This window comes from Cedecea davisae (assembly GCF_044095835.1).
GTDB lineage: Bacteria > Pseudomonadota > Gammaproteobacteria > Enterobacterales > Enterobacteriaceae > Cedecea > Cedecea davisae.
Genome location: NZ_CP172054.1, coordinates 3,865,435 through 3,884,719, shown reverse-complemented (window position 1 = coordinate 3,884,719; position 19,285 = coordinate 3,865,435). Strand labels below are relative to the sequence as shown.

Sequence of the window (19,285 nt, the reverse complement as noted above, 5' to 3'; positions counted from 1 at the left end):
CGGGACCGTTACTTATATTCACTTTCAGGTAGCTACATATTTAGCCTTATTAATGACACCAGGTGTTGATGAGCTGAATTTAGATCATTTCACTGAAAAGATCACCTTATTTGATCATAAGTCCTGACATAACAAGAAATATTGGATTATTATCCTGTTTTGTCGATCTTGCTCAGGATATCGATCTTATTATTGATTGCATTGGTATACCTGAGCAGAATAAATGCCATTATTTTATTTGGAATTCCCATATTCATTCCGTGGTTTAATATTTATTTAGGGTTTCTGATCGAGGATTTACGTGAAAGCAGCATGATTGCAGATGGATGAAATTATTTTTCAGCAGGCATAATAAGCCTGCGAACTTTAATGTGAGTCATCATTTTATATCCATCGAAATGCCATTTTTTTCTTTGCTATCAATGTATTGCTCAGGAGTGTCCGAAAACTCCTGAGAAGATGCGTATTATTTAATCGAAAAGGATAGTTCATGAAACGTAAAAATTTAGCTCTCGCGTTAACGACGTTGCTTTGCACATCTTCGGTATTTGCTAACCCCGTAGAACCGCCTGAATCCGTAACGGTGAATGGAGGAACCATCAAATTTGTCGGCAGCCTGGTCAATGCCGCCTGTGCGCTTGAGCAGCCGACGGGCGGACAAGTTGTTGACCTCCAGCAATTCCGCGTGGCCGATTTAAATAAGGCAGTAGGAGACGTCACCCCGGCACGTGACTTTGACATCAAACTCACGGACTGCTCGGTAGAAACTTATAAGAAGGCCAGCGTTAACTTCAGTGGCGTGAGTGTACCGGGCAAAAATACCATTCTTGCTCTCGACAACGACCGCGGGAGCTCTGCTGCCAGCGGCGTCGGGATCCGTATCCTGAGCGATGGGAAAGCCGTGCCCGTCGACGGTTCAGGGGTTTCTGAAGCCACGAATCTGACGCCGGGCAACACCAAAATGCGATTCCAGGCGCAGTACATTTCGACGTCCACAGACGTTAAACCTGGCGCAGCGAACGCCAGCGCTGAGTTCAGCATCACCTATTCCTGACAGGCCCTGCTCCGGACCCTGGTCCGGAGCAGGTATCTCCGCAATATCATGGTTATCAATATGACTCTTACGCGCTTTTTCCAGAGAAAAGCAGGTGTCCTTTTGCTCTCTTTTTTCAGCGTGCTGCCCCTTGGCGTCCAGGCCGGCGGCATAGTGCTGGGCGGCACCCGCATTATCTATCCGCTGGACAGCCGGCAGCAGCCGGTCTCTGTCCGCAACACCGACGACAAAACCACCTTCCTGGTGCAGTCCTGGGTTGAGGGTGCAGACGGCCAGAAAACTAAGGACTTTGTGGTCACACCGCCGCTGTATACCGGCGGGCCCGGCAACGAGAATATGCTGCGCCTGGTGCGTACGGGGGGAGAATTACCCCGTGACCGGGAGAGCCTCTATTACTTCAATGCGAAGGCCATTCCTTCGGTGGATAAAAAAGCGCTTGAAGGAAAAAGCGCCCTCATTCTCGCCGTGGTCACCCGCGTCAAACTGTTTGTTAGACCTGAAGGGCTTAAGCCCCGGCCTGAGGCCGCGCCCGCCGAACTGCGTTTTCGGATAAACGGGCAGAAGGTCACTGTCCATAATCCGACGCCGTACTACCTGACCCTGACCGACATAAAAGCCGGCAGAACGCCGCTGGCGGACACCATGGTTTCTCCTCTGAGTGACTCTTCCATCGTCCTGCCGCCGGGGGCGGGAAGCGACATCACCTTCAGCACCATCAACGACTACGGCGGCATCAGTACCCCACAGAAAGGCGTCATGCAGTAAGTGAGTTGCTCGCGGGAGGTAAGGGAGGTTCAGCATTATGGACAGAAAGCGGAACAGAAAAAAAAGGTCGGGAGACGGGGCGGGAGAGCCGTCGGCCATCATCGTGCCTGACCTTACGGATGAAAAAAATAGCGACAAAAGAAAGAGAAGCCGCAGGACGCCTGAACATCAGCGGGGCGTCGCCCCCCTGGCGCTGGCGGTCACGCTGGCGCTGACTGGTGGACCTGCGATGGCCGATGAGCTCTGGTTCCCGCCCGGATTACTGGGGGACGCGAAGACGGTGGCAGACCTGTCGCAGTTCCAGCGGGGCGGGCAGATGCCGGGCCGCTACCAGGTTGACATTGTGGTGAATGACACGGTGGTGGCCACCCGGACGCTCACCTTCGTGCCGCTGCCGGAGAAGGATATTCCCCCGGGCATTACCGATAACACCGGGTTGATGACCTGCCTGGGCTCTGACGAGTTGAAGGAGGTGGGGCTGCGGCCGGAGATACTGACTCCCCTGACCGGCCAGCCAGAGGCGAGCGGCCTGTCGGACCAGCAGTGCCTGAACGTGGCAACCCTGGTGCCGCAGGCCACGACCCGCTTCGACTTCCAGCGCATGCGCCTGGAGCTGAGCATCCCTCAGGCCGCGTTGCTGGCCAGACCCCGGGGATGGATACCGCCGGAGCAGTGGGACGAGGGCATCAATGCGGCCCTGCTCAACTACAACCTGAGCGGCAGCGACAACCGCGGGCGATACGGCAACAGCCGCAGCAACTACCTGCGCCTGAGCGGCGGCCTGAACCTTGGCGCCTGGCGTTTTCGGGATGATATGACCTGGAGCAGTTACAGCAGCCGTTACTCCAGCGAGAGTCGCTGGCAACACGGGTGCGCCTGGGCGGAGCGGGCCATTATTCCCTGGCGCAGCCGCCTGACGCTCGGGGACGCCACCACCGATGGCGATATTTTTGATTCGGTAGGTTTTCGCGGCGTGCGGCTGATGACCGACGACAGTATGTACCCGGACAGCCAGCGCGGCTATGCCCCGGTTATCCGCGGCACCGCCGTCGGCAACGCCCGGGTGACGGTCCGGCAGAACGGGTACGAGATGTACCGGATGAACGTGGCCCCGGGGCCATTTGTTATCGACGATATGTACCCGATGTACGCCGGGGGGGGGACCTTGAGGTCACCGTGACAGAGGCGGACGGCACCCGAAAAACGTTCACCGTGCCGTATTCCTCGGTGCCTCTCCTCCTGCGTGAGGGGCGCGTGACCTACTCGGTGACCGCGGGACGGCTGCGCAGCAACAGCGACCGCTATGAAAAACCGGCCTTCGTGCAGCCGACCCTGGTGTGGGGGCTGCCGTACAACATCACCGCTTACGGCGGGCTGCAGCTGGCGGAGCGCTACCGGGCGGGAACGCTGGGCGCCGGCCTGAATATGGGGCGCTGGGGGGCTATCTCTGCCGACGCCACCCACGCCGACAGCGAGCTGGCCGACGGCAGCCGCCATCAGGGGCAGTCCGTACGATTCCTCTATGGCCGGTCGCTGAACGACCTGGGGACGACGTTCCAGCTGGCGGGCTACCGCTACTCGACGCAGGGCTTCCACACCCTGGACGAGACGGCGCTGAAAGGCATGTCGGGCTGGCTGTACGACCCGAAGGAGGTGGATGCGGACGGCCGGCCGGCGCGCCGCCCGGTGACGGACTATTTCAACCTCTATGACAATAAGCGGCAGCGCATACAGGTCAATATCTCCCAGCGGCTGGGGGATATCGGCGCCCTCTACCTGACCGGCAGCCGGCAGACCTACTGGAACCGCCGCGGGAGCAGCGAGTCGCTGCAGGCAGGTTTCAGCGGGATGGTGGGGACGGTGAATTACAGCGTCTCCTTTAACCAGACGCGCAATACCGGGCTGTCACAGACGGACCGCTCGCTGTACCTGACGCTGTCGGTGCCGCTGGAGCGCTGGCTGCCGTCGGGCAGCTCGCCGGTCTACGCCACCCTGAACGGCGGGCGCGACGGGCGCGGCAATGTCACGCAGCAGCTGGGCCTCAGCGGCTCGGCGCTGGAGCGCGGCAACCTGAGCTGGAACGTCAGCCAGGGGTACTCCCGGGAGGGGGGGAACAGCAGCAGCGCGAGCCTCTATTACCAGGGCGGGTACGGCAACGGCAACCTGGGCTACAGCCACAGCGGCAGCTACACCCAGACCAGCTACGGCGTGTCGGGCGGAATGCTGTTGCACCGGAACGGGCTGACGCTGGGCCAGCCGCTGGGGGATACCAGCGTTCTGGTGGCTGCCCCCGGTGCGGCGAATGTGCCGGTGGGCAACGCCGGCGGGGTGCAGACGGACTGGCGGGGCTACACGGTGATGCCGTACGCCACGGTGTACCGTGAAAACCGGGTCGCGCTGGACACCACGAAGCTGGACGACCGGACAGAAATTGATAACGCGGTGAGCCGGGTGGTGCCGACGCGCGGGGCCATCGTCCGGGCTGAATTTAAAGCGAGAACAGGGCTGCGGGCGCTGATAACGCTGACGCACAACGGGAAGCCGCTGCCGTTCGGGACGACGGTCACGTCGGGCGATAACGGGAGCATCGTCGGGGACGAGGGCCAGGTCTTCCTGTCGGGGCTGTCGCCGCAGGGCACCCTGAAGGCGAAATGGGGCGCGGGTGCGGACCAGCAGTGCACGGTGCGCTACCGGCTGCCGGCGCAAAAAGAGCACCTGATACAGGTCGCGGAGAACTGTAAATGAAGAGACTGAACGGAGCTGAACATCATGAGTGGATATAACGCAGGTCTCAGAGGCTTTACCCGGATAGCCGCGTTAAGCCTGCTGTCCGTCGCACTTCCGTCAGCAGCGGATGTTAATGTTCAGACGGTCAAAATTGAGGCCACCGTACGGGCTGTATGCAGCGTCAGTATGCCGTCAGTGGTGGTGATGCCGGATATTATCTATGGCCCGGAGATGGATAACAAAGGGAATGTGGGCAGCCTTATTCCCGGCATCAGCACGGATATCACGGTCACTGGCAGCTGTTCGGGAAGCTCTAAATTCAAATATACCTTTACGGCAGACGGTGATGCGAATGGCTGCATTGCGCCCAGCCCCAAGGGGGCGGTGGGCCTCTGTCTGTATCAGGGGGGGACAAAATGAGCTTCTACGGAGGGCGGTCTCCGACCCTGACGTATCTGTCCAGCGGTGACACCCGGCTGACGGTTAAAGCGGCATATGGAGATAATCCGAAGGGGACAGACTACACCGCCACGCTGTCGGTGAAGATAGCGCTGATGTGACCTTTCCGGAGACGGTGACCACCCCGCCTGCTGGACAGCATGACGGATAATAACAAGGTAAATACGATGAAAATGCCTACCCTAAGACTGCCCGGTAGTGTCCGGGGCAGATTCCTGCTGGCGGCTGTCATTACGCTGTCGCCGCCACTGAAGGCGGACACTACGGCCACGACGAAAATTCAGGGGCGGATAAAGGCAAGTTGCTCTCTGATGGTACCGCCGCTCGTTAATCTTGGCGAAATTAAAAGAATGGCCATTGACGGCGAGGGCAGTGAAACGGGGGTATCTCGCTATGCCCGTAGATTTTATATCTCCCCCACCTGCCTTGGAACGGAAAAGTACAGGTTGACGTTTAAGGCAGAGCAGGTCACCCGTTCCGGCTGCGCGGACGCAGAGTCCGGTGCCATGGCGTTCTGTCTGTATCGCGACGATAAGCTGATAAGCCTGTCTGGTCTGCAGGGCGGCAGTATTGCGGGGGCGACGAGCAGCAGCCCTAATTTGACAGTTATGCCGGGACGCGGCAGTAAAGCCCCGGTCGCCGGCGAACACAGCGCCAGTGTAACCGCCACGATTGCGCCGATGTAATGCATGGCTGTCCGAATACAGGATTGCTCAACGGAAAGTTTGTTGCGAACGCCGTGGGAAAAGGCATATGCGTGGCTGTGTGATACACGAAAAAGACATCCTCCGGACTCGGACGTCTGGCACCTGCGGTGGCGATGGTCAGCAGAGGGCGAGGCGCTCTTTCGGTGCGTAACGACAGGCCGCTATCGCCTCTCCCCAATGCTGATTACCGGGAGGGGGCAGGACGCCCGGGCGGTATGGTCGGCCTCTGATGCTCTGGTGCTGAAATGGGTGGCGCTGTGTATTCAGCACCTCCTGCCTCAGCATGAAGCCTGCATGCATCTTACCGGTGGAGGCGTGGTGAAAAGTGTCGCGCGAGTGTCTGAGGCGCTTGAAACACAGCACTACTGCTTTGTTCACCGGACGGATATCCGGGGGTATTACGCTCATATCCTCAAGCCGCAGGTCGTGGCCCAGGTAGAGCGGTGGGTGACGGACCCGGTTCTGCAGGCGCTGGTCAGACAGTATGCGTACTACAGCGTGGAACGGGGCGGCGAAATTCACACCCCGGCAAAGGGCATCCCGCGAGGATGTTCCCTGAGCCCGCTTATTGGCGGCAGCCTGCTGCGCCACATTGACAGCCACTGGGCGTATTTACCTGGAGAGGATTACTGCTATGTCAGATACATGGGTGACTTTCTTTTGCTTACCCGCACCCGCTGGCAGTTACGCAGGGGGATTGCCCGCCTGTCTGCGGATTTTGAAACGGGCGGTTTTGAGCGTCATCCGGATAAAACGCAGACCGGAAGAGTGGAAAAGGGCTTTGACTGGCTGGGTATATGGTTCGGCGCCGGGGGCCCCGCCCTCTCGCCCTGGGCAATAAGGAACCATCGCGAACGGCGCCTGCGGCTTTATGAGCGGGCGCGGGCCGGAGGTGCTTCTGAATCAGAGGCGCAGGCCCGCGTGCAGGCTTACGAATCGCGATGGAAGGCATGGGGAGACCAGCTGGTAAAACTGGCCTCCTGAAAAAATAAGGAAGGACAATGCGTAACCGATTGATAACAGTGTTAATATGGGCATGTATGACAAACCCTTGCTCTGCTCACTGGGTCTGGGTGTACTACCCCAACGACGGGTGGATACAGAACGATACGCTCACGGGGGCGCTTCGCATGCCGAACAGCCCTAAAGGGTGCCCAGACGTTACCGCAAGGTATGACATCCGCGGGTCTGACACCGACCGAGGCGGGCCGTTTCGGGGGACGATCATCAGGCATGCTAACGTGAAACACACTACGGCCGCGTGGGACAAATCGTTCAAACGGATTGACGTACCTATGCCGCCCAATCCATTTCGGTATGTGTGGATCGTGATCACCGATGTCGACATAGACTGGTGGTCGGCAGAATCCGGGGACGGAGTTGGGTTCTTCGTAGACACAGGGAAGGACGGTACGTGTAAATTCGCAACCTTCCCAACTCTGATCACGACAGAACTCAACGTAGGTGAAGTGAAATATCCATCGATTATCCCATGGGGCGGCACTTGTGGCGGGGTGTACCACCTGGTGGGGAGGTCGACGACAGGGGTAAGTGTCGATGTAGATCTAAAACTCGAAGAGAACAAGGGGACGTTAGTGCGCGTCGAGGGGCTGTCCCCGGGGTCGTTCACCGTGCCAATAGACGTGACCTACACGTACAAGTAACCTCCTTGGCGCGCTGCTGGTAGGTGTGGCCCTTGGGCGGGGCCCAGTGCGGTCGGGTGCCCATGTGAGATGTGTACTGCGGAGTTACGGCCAGTGAGTAGCATGCCTGTTTTGCTATCCAGTTCATCCGCCGCATTTCACCTACCACTCTGTTACCGCAGACGACAGTGCACTCCGCCTGCGAATCAGGGAGTTCACCGAAACACGGATCCCACATTGCTATAGCAGAGTTCACTTCCTGATCTGAGAAGGGATCGTGGGATAATCGCAAACGCCTTTACAGGCTCCTTATCGGGGCCTGCCCCTGCGTCTTAAACGCCCACGTCGAAATAAATCGGCACAGCGTCGGCAGCCCCAGCCTCAGGGGTTGTATCCGAATCATATCTGGGGAATGGACTTTGTCTCTGACGCCTTATTTGACGGGCGTCGGTTACGTCTGCTGACGGTCATTGATCTCTACGCCCGCGAATGTCTGGGGATCTGCGTGGGCCAGAATCTGCGCTCAACGGAGGTCGCAGAGATGCTGAACTCCATTGCGCTCAGACGGTCCTTACCACAATTACTGAAAACCGATAATGGCTCTGAATTTGCAGGGAAAATGCTGGACAAATGGGTATATGAACGAGGGATCCGTATAGACTTCTCACGCCCGGGAACACCGACGGACAATGCCACTGTGGAGTCGTTTAATGGCAGGCTGCGGCAGGAATGTCTGAACGATAACATGGTTCATGTCCCTGGAGGATGCACGGTGCAAAATCGAGGCCTGGCGCATACACTATAACCAGAGACGTCCCCATTCTGCGCTGGGCTGGATGACGCCATCTGAATTTGCCGAGAAGTCTGTCGGTTATTCCTGATTATGACTGGAGCATATTCGGGGTCAGGGTCAGTTCTGCCTTGCCCCCATTTCCTGCAAAGCCATACCCGCCCAAAGCCATTCAGTGACGGGGTCTGAAGTCCAATGGAACGAAAACGTACGTTAGTGAGGTAAATATCTGATATATACAAATATAATGGACATAGAAAAACGCCCTTAAAATGGTGTCATTATAATCAAAAAATGGCATTTAACGGACAGCGTTGACTACTAATCGATTTTTCAGTCGTTTACTTTTCGCTTACCGTACGTTTTCGTACGGTTGGACCTCAACCCCCTATTTCCGGGATCGAGCTGGTTATGGATGCCGTCCAGTCCACGTTGGGGCTGGCGGTGATCGATGCTGTGTACCTGGAAGAAATCAGTAAGGGGAGGGTAGTCAGTATTGGCAATACAATTTCTACCCTGCTGGAGGACGTCGCGAATGTGGTGACCGTTGGCCGGTGCATTACCCTCCTTAGCTGCGGCGATCCACCCCGCACTGACTTACCTGAGCAAATAGCGCTTTCATCTGATGCCCTGATGAACAGGGCCTCTAGTTTTTATATCTTGCTACAGGTGTAAAACCCTACTGTCGGTAATGGCAGGCGATGGAAGATTACTTTTATTGAAGCATTTTAATGCGATCTCACCAGAGCTGAAGGTCACGGTGAATACTGATGTTATCTTATCAGCTTACTGTTCAATATTCTGCACATACAAAATAAGGCACGGGTTCTGTAGTAAAAATCCATAGACCTTTTCTGAGCTGTTTGATCCTGATATGATGCGTAGGAATTTTATTAGTAAGATAAAAATCCGGAATATACTCTTCTAAAATAGATTTATCGGCCTCACTGACTTCCAGAACTCCGTCAGGTATCTGAGTTAATAGAAACTCACCATCACTTTCACTGTAACGAAAGTGTTTTAATAGACTGACATTAGATATCTTATGTTTATAATTATACAAAACGCCTTCAAGCGTCATATAACCAACACCACTTTGCATATGATAATTAAGGGTCATGCTTAATGTATTATTACCGGAGTGGATGCTTATATCTGTTGTACAGAAAAGTCCGTCCTTTGTTTTTACGTGCTCACCGTAAAAAAAACCAACTATTACAGATAGTACGGAAAAAACAATAACAACACCAAATATATATTTCCTGTTCATTTAGGCCCCTCAGTAATAGTATTCAGACTTGCAAAAAAAATCACGTGTATTTTTAAAAAAAACATCCGCAGAGCATTTTAAAACAAAGGTCTGGGGAGCTGGAGGGTAATTAATAATGTACACCCAGTTATTTTGGCTGCAATCAATAGCCTGTGACGATATGAATTTAATAAAATCCAGATCGCTAGCAAGTGACTTATTCCTGAAAAGATGGCATTTCCCAGATATGTTTAATTGAGTAAGTTCAGGATAGATGTAAGGGGAGTTTTCTATTTCATTTCTAAGAGTAAACTGATAAGAAGCATAAAACAGAATAAAAGATACACTTATAATACTTAAAAAAAATAAAACATTAGGAGAGGTTTGAGTTTTCTTTTCTGAATCATCTCTTATTGTTTGTTTCTCTATTCCAGGTTGAGTGTCTGTAGCTTCAGGTATACTCGCTTTCTTTTCGTTGTTTTCCATTTCTGAAAATTGATCGCCCAGAACAACAAAACCACGCTTGGGAACTGTTTTTATAAAATCACATGCCAGTCCAAATTTAATTAGTGATTTTCGAAGTATCGATATATTCTGATAGATTGTATTGGGTGAAACACTCATTCCCCTCGATTCCCAGGCATAGAACTGGAGTTCATCAAGCGAAACCGTTTCGTTCTTTTTGTTTAGCATTGCGAGCAAACATAGACTCGCGGGGATCGCCAGGGACGTTTGCGTATCAAGCTGATCAATGTAAAACAAAGAGTGATTTACGGAATCGTACACTACTTTATTCTCAAGGATGAACTTTGTCATATATTCTTATTGGCCACACGAAGATCATGATAGAAGTAATGAAAAACATATCATGTAAGTCTGATTTTTTCAAATAATCAATATTCTATCTCAACACTTATCAATAGTGTGAATAGTGGTCAACTTGTTGATAAACAAAGTCTTATGAGAGTTGCAGTGATGGGGTGTTGTTGCATTCACATCTTCTTCAGATTTTGATGAGTTGCCCCAAGGCAGCATTTTTAGGAATATTACTTTCACGAAATGACGGATGGTTTTAGTAATATTCTACTCCGCTAAGCAATGGTAATAAGTTAAAGTTAAATATGATGGCTAAAGAGGTTCGATAAATATGAATATTTCTGCATCTGAAAAATCAACAAAAATAAATTCTTTTTCTGCTGTGCGTCAACATCTAACCAAGCGCGATATAAATGAGTGCCTCTCTTTTTATGGGTTTATTGAGTGTGCAGAAATGTGCAGGTTCCTGGCTGTACTTGTTGATGACGATCTTGACGTTTGCTCTTATCGTTATCTTCTGGCGTGCCTCAATGAGTGTCTTCAGACGCATGTAAATGGATACAAAGATGAGGGAACCTTATCCTATTTTCAGCCATTGATTAAACTTAGGGATGAAATAGAGTTCATTACATCCATTTCTTTTTCATAGCACCTGTGTAGCGGTAGAGTTAACAAGTTTATTTTATTCTGTAAAAAGGTTGAACTCAGCTATTGACGCACTTCAGTATCAGGGCAAACCTTTTAGAGAAAAAGATAGGGGTTAATAACGTAAGCTGTTTTATTTTCAATGTGCCTGCTATAGCCGGCAGAACCATATCCAAACCGTAACTCATTTAACAGAGACCCACTAGAATGCATTACGCTGTGCTCACAAATGACTTGTATCTGTACCTGGGTGTTAAACATTCTTTAGGCTCTTACAAATGCGAGCATTATTATCTGTCGGGTGGTGATGCATTAATCGAGCCTGTTAATATACTGATTCTGTTTGTTGACACCAGAATTTTCTTTTCAAAGATCTGGAAAAACTTCAACAAAATACTGTCATGCAATCCTCAGACAAACGTGCTGTGGTTAACACATCGTTCCTCATGCCGATTTCTCCTTGATGACATTGGGTTCCATCAGGAGATAGACAGGCATGATTCTCATTTTTTTCAGCGTGTAGTGGCCCACAACATGAAACAAAAAGAAAAAAGAAAGTTATCAGTTGGAATTAATGACTTCGCGATGTTTGACTTAAAATTGTTACGCTGCCTTGTGGCCGGAATGTCCCTCGAGGAAATTTCAATTAATCTGAAGCGTTCGGTCAAACAGATTTATGCGTTTAGATCTAGACTAGCTTTAAAAATAGGACTGAGACATGCATCATATTTGTCCTTTCATCTGGACAACATCTCACCTTTTGTCTTTTACTTGAATTTGCTTATCTACAAAGAAAGACGCATGGATATATGTGAAAGGAAAAAACGAAAAATTAAAATGGAACCTATATATTATCTTAGTGCCTCAGGACGTTACCGGAAGGGATGGTATCCTCACGGACTTCTCGATCATCACCTCTTAATAAAGCCCGTCTGATTTTACGGCAACTGTATCCAAACGAAAGATCACGTATTTTTTCTGTGCTTCAGTTACCTCATCTTAATTAACTGATTAGTGTACAGGGAATCCATTTCAATAATTAGTAATGGTTAATATCTATGAATAACCTTAACGCTAGACGACAAACTGCTGATGACAGTTTATCTCCGGGCATCCGCTGTATTGCCTGGTTCAGCATCGCCCTCCAGGCTGCTTTTCCGGCGGCAGTAGCCTTCACTCCAGTTATGGCAGGCGCAAGCAAGTCCCATTTTCTACAGCAAGCAGTGCCGCTGTCCACACTGCGCACAGAGGTACATACCTTAGCACCCGGTGAAACGGTATTATCGGTTGCTCAAAATTACCACCTCAGCCCGGTGCAGCTACGCGAGCTTAATCAGTTCCGTACATTCGCGCGTGGCTTTGACCACCTGCAGGCAGGTGACGAGCTGGATGTTCCTGTGGCCCCACTCCCGGAAGTGCGCTGGGACGATGTCCCGGCCGCATCCGTATCAGGTCATAATAGTGAAGACATGCAGGCGAACAAAGTCGCAGGCTACACCTCACAAGTCGGTAGTTTTCTCTCCGGTAGCGCAAAAAGTGACGCGGCTGCGTCCATGGCCCGGGGTATGGCGGGCGGTGCGGCGGGCGCCGAAATCCAGCAGTGGCTGAGCCGTTTCGGCACCGCCCGCGTACAGCTGGATGCGGATAAAAACTTCTCCCTTAAAAACTCTCAGCTCGACCTGCTTGTCCCTTTGTACGAACAAAAGGACAGTCTTGTCTTCACCCAGGGCAGTATTCACCGGACCGATGACCGCACCCAGTCTAATCTGGGGTTAGGGTACCGCTGGTTCGCCAGTGACTGGATGCTGGGCGCTAACACCTTCCTTGACTACGACCTGTCCCGGGGGCATGCCCGGCTGGGACTGGGCGGAGAGTACTGGCGTGACTTCCTGAAGCTGGGTGTCAACAGCTACCACCGCCTGACGGGCTGGAAAAACGCGCCTGACCTTGAGGACTACGAGGCCCGCCCGGCTAACGGATGGGATGTCCGGGCGCAGTACTGGCTGCCGTCCCTGCCGCAGCTGGGCGGTAAGCTGACTTATGAGCAGTACTACGGTGATGAGGTGGCCCTGTTTGGCAGGGACAACCGTCAGCGAAATCCGCACGCCGTCACGGCAGGCGTGAATTACACGCCGGTGCCGCTGCTTACGTTCAGTGCAGAGCAGCGGCAGGGGCAGTCAGGCAAAAGCGATACCCGTTTCAGCGTCGATATGAACTACCAGCTGGGAATGCCATGGCAGCACCAGATTAATCCTGACGCGGTGGCTGCCATGCGCAGCCTTGCCGGCAGCCGGTATGACCTGGTGGAGCGCAACAACAACATCGTGCTGGAGTACCGCAAAAAAGAAGTTATCCGCCTTAAGACAGCAGACCTGGTGACGGGCTATGCCGGTGAGCAGAAATCTCTGGGGGTATCCGTCAACAGCAAGTACGGGCTGGAGCGCATTGACTGGTCGGCTTCATCACTCATCGCTGCAGGAGGAAAAATCATGCAGAACGGGGTGGACTGGACAGTGGTGATACCGGCATATCGCTCAGGTGTGGAAGGTGTCAACAATTACACTATCAGTGGCGTCGCAGTTGATAAAAAAGGGAACATTTCCGGCCAGTCAGAAACCCAGGTCACCGTTACTCAGGCTGCTATTGATAAAACGACCAGTACGCTCTCACCTCCGGCCTCCACTCTGCCAGCTGACGGCGTTTCACAGCAGGAATTCGTTCTGAAGGTGAACGATAAAGAAGGGCAGCCGGTCGATATTGCTGAAAATGAAATCAGTGTTGAGAAAACTTCGAGGCTTCGCGGGAGCAGCAGCGCCACCTTGTCATCGTTTACCCGACGTGCGGCCGGTGAATATGTGATGACAGTCACCTCCGGGACGATGCCTGAAGGATTCACGGTTACACCATCGGCCCGTAATACGAAATTCGCGTCTGCAGATGTTAAGCTGACCGCAGACAATGCCACGGCAATGGTAAGCGTTCTGGATATTGTTGAAGACAAAGCCCTTGCTGATGGTAAGTCACAAAACAGATTTCGCGTGACCGTTGTCGATGCGCAGAGTAATCCTGTCCCCGGTCAGTCAGTCAGCCTTCAGGCAGATAACAGCGCCAGCGTTGCAGAGTCAGCCATCACAGAAGCAGATGGTACGGTCATTGTTCCCGTTACTTCATCGCTTGCAGGCGAAACAACCGTCACAGCCAGTATCAACAATAAGGCAAGTAAGACGCTGAAGCTCTCTTTCCGTCCTGACCGGAACACGGCGCGGATTGAGCAAAAGGATTTTAGCATTCTTCCCGAGGTCTCCCTGGCTGACGGAAAGACAGAAAAAACCGTCTCAGCCCGGGTGACTGATGCAAAGGGCAATACCGTACCGGACGTCCTGGTGACATTCAGTGCAGATAATGGCGCAGTGCTCGCTGAGGATAAAGCCAAAACGGATAACCGGGGTATGGTCACCACCGCGATGACCAGTACTGTTGCAGGTATTGCGCACGTGGCTGCCAGCGTGAACAGCCAGTCAGCCTCAAAGGAGACTACCTTTACCGGCAATAATGCGACGGCCATTGTAACCTCTGTTGATACAGCTGATGCGTCCGGTGTTGCTGACGGTGTAACTGCTGTGACATTCAGAGCACTCATTAAGGACCAGAATGGAAACCCACTTTCCGGTATTCCTGTTGACTGGAAATCCAGTAAGGACAGCAGCATTGTCGTCTTTAATGATGCGCAAACCATTACGTCAGAAGGAGGGATTGCCGAAGTGCGGGTTACCAGTACGCGCGCGTACAGTGACGTGGTGGTCACGGCGTCCACGAATGCATCGTCAAAGACAGCTTCTCCGTTTACCTTCGTGGCTGACAAGCAGAACCCGGTCATCAAGGCATTCAACACTAACAAACAGACGCTGACGGCCAATGGTAAAGATTCAGCAGAACTGACAGTCAGCATTACTGACACCAATGGTAACCCGCTTTCTGGTGTGGAAGTGGCGCTCACTAACAGCAATAACGCCGGAATAACACCTTCCCACCCCGTAACGAATGCAAATGGCGTGGCCTCCGCCTCACTGACAACGAGTCAGGCAGGAGAAGTGACCGTATCCGCATCGCTTGGTAAGGGGGATACGAAGTCACTTGCCCTCACAGCCGTATCTGATGAACAGACTGCGAATGTGAGTGTAACAGCGAGTACCACCACAGCAACTGCGGGTCAGGCGCAGCCCGTTACTCTTACGGCCACTGTGGTTGACGGGAATCATAACCCGGTCTCAGGCACCAGTGTGGCGTGGCAAACCAGCCACAACCAGCTGAGTGACACCGTCAGTCAGACGAATGCAGAAGGCAAGGCCACGGTACAGCTTACCGGGACAGAAGCGGTCCTCACCACGGTCACTGCCGTACTTTACAACAGCAAAAAAGGTTCGGTTCAGGTAACTTTTGGTCCGGGAGAGCCAGCGAGTGAACACAGCCAACTTTCGGTGTCACCTCAGTCCATTACGGCTGACGGCGTATCCGAAGCACAGGCATCTCTTATCCTTCGCGATAAATGGAATAACCCTGCACCAGGGAAGACCATCGACTGGAGCGCAGATACAAAGTCGGGTATTCACTTTGCGCCAGTGGAAAAGGGAGAGGGGGTTTATCAGGCTGCGGTCACCGGAACCGCAGAGGGCGCATGGACTTTGAAGGCGAAAAGCGGAACGGTTAACCTTCAGGCGCCACTGGCATTGCTGGCAAGCCAGTACTCTGCGCAGATTGACAGCGTATCTGTATCCGGCCCTGATACGGCCAGGGCTGACGGTCAGGAAACTGTGACGATTCGGGCGCAGGTCAAGGATGAAAATGGCAATACAAAACTTAAAGGGGTTGCTGTGGGCTGGAGTACCACACTGGGTACTCTTTCTTCAAGTCTGAGCTCAACGGATGAGAACGGTGTAGCTGAAATTACGTTGAGTAGTCGTGCAGCCGGCAGCGCCTGGGTTTCAGCCATGCTGGGTGGTGGCTCGCCGATTAAGGCCAATAAAGCTGTCACCTTCACCGCTGGCGATATCAGTGCGGATAAATCCTCACTCACTGTCTCTCCATCCAGCATCATTGCAGCAAAAGAAAGTGCTACTCTCAGTGTCACAGCCCGCGATGCCGAAGGCAATCTGCTCCCGGGTCTGAAAGATAAGATAACTGCCGGTTTCACTCCTGACCTGAATATGACTATATCCGCTTTCAGTGAGGTGTCACCAGGCATCTACGCGGCAAGTGTATCGGGTAAAAAAGCAGGGACATCCCAGGTAAGTGCTGATGTCAGCAATATCCGCATCAATCATACCGCCTCACTAACGCTCAAAGCTGACAATGATACTGCCAAAGTCAAAGGTAGCATCAGCGTGACACCAGCTTCTGCCACCGTGGGCGACGTTGTCACATATGCTGCCGTGCTGACCGATGTTAACGAAAATGCTCTGGGAGCCGGGATTCCTGTTACCTGGAGCGCAAATGAGGGCAGTACGCTCAGCGAACAGATGACCCGCACGGATGATTCCGGCACTGCACGTGTCACGCTGAGTCGGAAGCTTGCAGGGACAGCCAAAGTGGAGGTCATTCTCCCGTCAGGCACCACGCCTGCGCCTGACGTGATATTCAGTTCCAGTGATGTGGATGAAAACCGCTCAGAACTGATACTTGCACCTTCAGTGATTGTGGCCGGAAAAGAAACCGCCGCACTGACACTGACATTACGGGACAGTAATGGCAACCTGCTTACAGGGAAGAGTGTCAGTGGTCACAGTGATAACAGCGCTGTGACCATTGGCGAAAGCCAGGAAAACCGCGATGTGCCTGGCCACTATAAAATGAAGGTTAGCAGCGACAAGGCAGGCAGTGCCACTCTCACTGTTAACGTGGGTGACAAGGCACTGAACAAGAGCCGGATACTGACGGTGAAAGGCGATACTGACAGCTGGAAACTGTCGGCGGTTACCTCGGACAAAACCAGCCTGACAGCCGGAGATACAAAAGGGGTGACCTACAGTGCCACGGTCACAGATACTAAAGGGAACCCGCTGAATAATGTGGTGGTTTCCTGGCAGCTTAGTGGACTGGCGGAAAGCTATGCGCCAACGTCGCGCACCAATGAAAAGGGTATCGCGACCACCGAGGTGAAAAGCCATACCGCAGGACTGCTTCAGATGACAGCGTATCTTGATGCAGATAACCATATCCAGGCAGACAATGTCACCGTGGTGGCTGGAGAGATAAAAAACGCGACTTTTGGTGCAGACAAAACCAGTATCGGCTCTGACGGTAAGGATACGGTAACGTTCACAGCCAGTCTGGAAGATACCTACGGTAACCCGGTCATGGGGAAAACGGTCATAATCGAAGGCGCTGATTCGCTGGATGGATTTAAGCTCAGTGCAGTCCAGGACCAGCAGAATGGGCGCTATGTGGCAACAGGGGTTGCAACAACCAAAGGGCAGGTCACACTCAGTGCACATGTGGACGGTAAAAAGGTGGGGGACTCTGTTACAGTCACTGTCGGAGCCATTACACCAGATTTACGATTTGCCAATGCCGAACAACCTGTAACCTGGAGCAGTAATTTTACGGCTTCACAAGCTGTAAAGGGCATGCCAGATGGCGTAGACCAGATATGGTCGAGTTCAGATAAAAGTGTTGCTACTGTTGACAAAAAAGGAACCGTAACTTTATTGAGGTCAGGTACGGTAAACATATCTGTTTTTACGCCGGGAAATGAACAATATAACTCTGCTATGGCCTCGTATACTCTATTAATTGACAAGGCAAATATTAACCTACAGTTTGGAGATGGTTCGCATAATATTTCTTATGGTAACGGATACAGTTTGCCTGAGTTAGACACAGGTACTAAAGAGGTTAAAATTTCGGATGTTCAGGTCAGTTTTTCATCATCTGATTCTAGTATAGCCACTATTAGCAAAGATGGTTCAAGTGTAACAATTCTGAAGTCAGGGACGGTTAAGTTCACTGCATTAGCGTCCGAAAATGAAAGATACCGTAGTTCTTCAGTTGAATATGTTCTGGTTATTTCGAAAGCTAAACTGGATCTCTCTTTCGAAAAGTCGAGAATTAATGTCAATACTGTAGAGCTGGATCAAACCCCAGAACAGTATCTCCAGTCCACAAAAAACGGGTTACCGTCAGACGTGTCTGCTAAGTGGTCATCTTCGGATACCCAAGTTGTATCTCTGAATGAGGATGGTTCCAAAGCATCCAGCGCAAATGCTGGATTGACCAAAATAAGTATAAATGTAGAGGGAGATGAGCGTTATGAAGCTGCATCTGGTTATTATGAACTAGCAGTCTACGGTCGACCTGAGTTGTCATTTGAAAAAGTAGAGGGGAAATCGTTACTACAAAGCTATTCTATGGATGAAAATACTTGGCAGCCATTCAACAAAAAAGATTCTCTTGATATCTCGTGGGGTGTGAGTAATCCTAGCGATATATACAGATTGCCGAAGAAGGTTGTTGTTACACTTAAGAATGGTGACAACGTCATATTTAATGAGGTATATACAACTGATATTACTCACAAAACTATATCGATAGATCCAAAAGCTGAATGGGTAGGTCACACCCTGAAAATCACTATTAATGCATTTGGTTATAATGATATAGCTTCAGCAGAAGCATTAAGTAAAGATGTCAGGACATCACTGATTGATATCAGTAAAGTTCTTGAAACAAAAATGGCAGGTTTGTCACACCAAATAGTCATCCCTGGGGAAAATGATAACTTTGACTCAGAAAATACTTGTCGTAGTAGCTCAGGAGTGAATCAGAGAGACGCATATGTGTTCTGGAATGTCAACATTTGGCCTAAGGAAACGGCAAGGCCGTCAATATTTAATGTCGAAGGTGTAGCTTACATGAATGGTTCTTATCGAGGAGGAGAAACTTCGTTTATTAGACTAATGGGGGAAGTTGCTCGTGGTGGTGGGTTTGGATACAAAGATACAATGAGTACATCAACATCAATAGGGTTACTGGTTAAGGATTGCTGGCGTAATTCTAGTTATGGTAAAGCCTGGGTCTCAGCGAAGATATCCTATGGCGGAAAATCATTCCATTTAAAATCTCCTGACTTAGACTGGAACGGTGATAATGCTGACGATTCCCAGAAGGGGGTAGATATGCAGATTGTTGAATAAGGATTTTAGATATCTATTTTTTGTTAAGAATGGGTGGGTAAGTAAAGTTCCGTCATAATTCGGCGGAGCTTTTACTTTATTTTTGTGGGAGTCACCCAGCCTGCGTAAAATGGGAGATGCTCTGATTGAAGGTATCTCACTAAAAAACACCACATTCAAATATATATTTAATTCTGGTGGAGGAGGGAGGGGGATGATATTATTGTCAACCATACTTGGCAGAATGGTTTTTATCTTTATT

General features: G+C 51.6%; 15 protein-coding genes. 13 read left to right on the top strand and 2 right to left on the bottom strand.

The window, feature by feature from the left end; all coding sequences use genetic code 11:
- Positions 1–490: 490 nt before the first annotated feature.
- The 12 genes from ACG1VR_RS18565 to ACG1VR_RS18510 all read left to right on the top strand — a co-directional run bounded on the left by ACG1VR_RS18565 (position 491) and on the right by ACG1VR_RS18510 (position 8,820).
- Positions 491–1,054: a fimbrial protein gene (locus tag ACG1VR_RS18565; RefSeq protein ID WP_395489530.1), complete on the top strand. Its 564-nt coding sequence runs from the start codon at positions 491–493 to the stop codon at positions 1,052–1,054.
- 102 nt (positions 1,055–1,156) lie between these two features.
- Entirely contained in the window at positions 1,157–1,819 is a 663-nt protein-coding gene (locus tag ACG1VR_RS18560) for a fimbria/pilus periplasmic chaperone (protein WP_395489529.1), read from the top strand.
- Between the two features lie 37 nt (positions 1,820–1,856).
- Entirely contained in the window at positions 1,857–2,999 is a 1,143-nt protein-coding gene (locus ACG1VR_RS18555; protein WP_395489528.1) for a fimbria/pilus outer membrane usher protein, read from the top strand.
- A complete protein-coding gene (locus ACG1VR_RS18550; RefSeq protein WP_395489526.1) occupies positions 2,996–4,564 on the top strand; it encodes a fimbria/pilus outer membrane usher protein in 1,569 nt (522 codons plus the stop codon). The genes ACG1VR_RS18555 and ACG1VR_RS18550 overlap by 4 nt, the downstream gene beginning before the upstream one ends.
- Before the next feature lie 24 nt (positions 4,565–4,588).
- Positions 4,589–4,966: a hypothetical protein gene (locus ACG1VR_RS18545; RefSeq protein WP_395489525.1), complete on the top strand. Its 378-nt coding sequence runs from the start codon at positions 4,589–4,591 to the stop codon at positions 4,964–4,966.
- The gene (locus ACG1VR_RS18540; protein WP_395489524.1) at positions 4,963–5,106 is read left to right on the top strand and encodes a hypothetical protein; all 144 of its coding nucleotides are present in this window, start codon (positions 4,963–4,965) and stop codon (positions 5,104–5,106) included. Before ACG1VR_RS18545 ends, ACG1VR_RS18540 begins: the two co-directional genes overlap by 4 nt.
- Before the next feature lie 39 nt (positions 5,107–5,145).
- Entirely contained in the window at positions 5,146–5,691 is a 546-nt protein-coding gene (locus tag ACG1VR_RS18535) for a hypothetical protein (protein ID WP_395489523.1), read from the top strand.
- Between the two features lie 198 nt (positions 5,692–5,889).
- Positions 5,890–6,696 carry a reverse transcriptase domain-containing protein gene (locus ACG1VR_RS18530; protein ID WP_395489522.1) on the top strand — a complete coding sequence of 269 codons (807 nt, stop codon included), beginning with the start codon at positions 5,890–5,892 and terminating at the stop codon, positions 6,694–6,696.
- A gap of 257 nt (positions 6,697–6,953) precedes the next feature.
- Complete coding sequence (locus ACG1VR_RS18525) at positions 6,954–7,376, top strand: hypothetical protein (RefSeq protein WP_395489521.1); 423 nt, start codon at positions 6,954–6,956, stop codon at positions 7,374–7,376.
- Between the two features lie 391 nt (positions 7,377–7,767).
- Positions 7,768–8,160 carry a DDE-type integrase/transposase/recombinase gene (locus ACG1VR_RS18520; RefSeq protein WP_395489520.1) on the top strand — a complete coding sequence of 131 codons (393 nt, stop codon included), beginning with the start codon at positions 7,768–7,770 and terminating at the stop codon, positions 8,158–8,160.
- The gene (locus ACG1VR_RS18515; protein ID WP_395489519.1) at positions 8,108–8,236 is read left to right on the top strand and encodes an integrase core domain-containing protein; all 129 of its coding nucleotides are present in this window, start codon (positions 8,108–8,110) and stop codon (positions 8,234–8,236) included. Before ACG1VR_RS18520 ends, ACG1VR_RS18515 begins: the two co-directional genes overlap by 53 nt.
- Positions 8,237–8,556: 320 nt before the next feature.
- Positions 8,557–8,820: a hypothetical protein gene (locus ACG1VR_RS18510; protein WP_395489518.1), complete on the top strand. Its 264-nt coding sequence runs from the start codon at positions 8,557–8,559 to the stop codon at positions 8,818–8,820.
- A gap of 118 nt (positions 8,821–8,938) precedes the next feature.
- On the opposite strand, the gene ACG1VR_RS18505 is transcribed toward ACG1VR_RS18510, so the two are convergent.
- Positions 8,939–9,415 carry a hypothetical protein gene (locus ACG1VR_RS18505; protein WP_395489517.1) on the bottom strand — a complete coding sequence of 159 codons (477 nt, stop codon included), beginning with the start codon at positions 9,413–9,415 and terminating at the stop codon, positions 8,939–8,941.
- Positions 9,416–9,424: 9 nt separating this feature from the next.
- Positions 9,425–10,210: a transcriptional regulator gene (locus ACG1VR_RS18500; RefSeq protein WP_395489516.1), complete on the bottom strand. Its 786-nt coding sequence runs from the start codon at positions 10,208–10,210 to the stop codon at positions 9,425–9,427.
- Between the two features lie 1,703 nt (positions 10,211–11,913).
- Between ACG1VR_RS18500 and ACG1VR_RS18495 the strand changes: the two genes are divergently transcribed.
- Complete coding sequence (locus ACG1VR_RS18495) at positions 11,914–19,044, top strand: Ig-like domain-containing protein (protein WP_395489515.1); 7,131 nt, start codon at positions 11,914–11,916, stop codon at positions 19,042–19,044.
- The last annotated feature ends 241 nt before the right edge of the window (positions 19,045–19,285 follow it).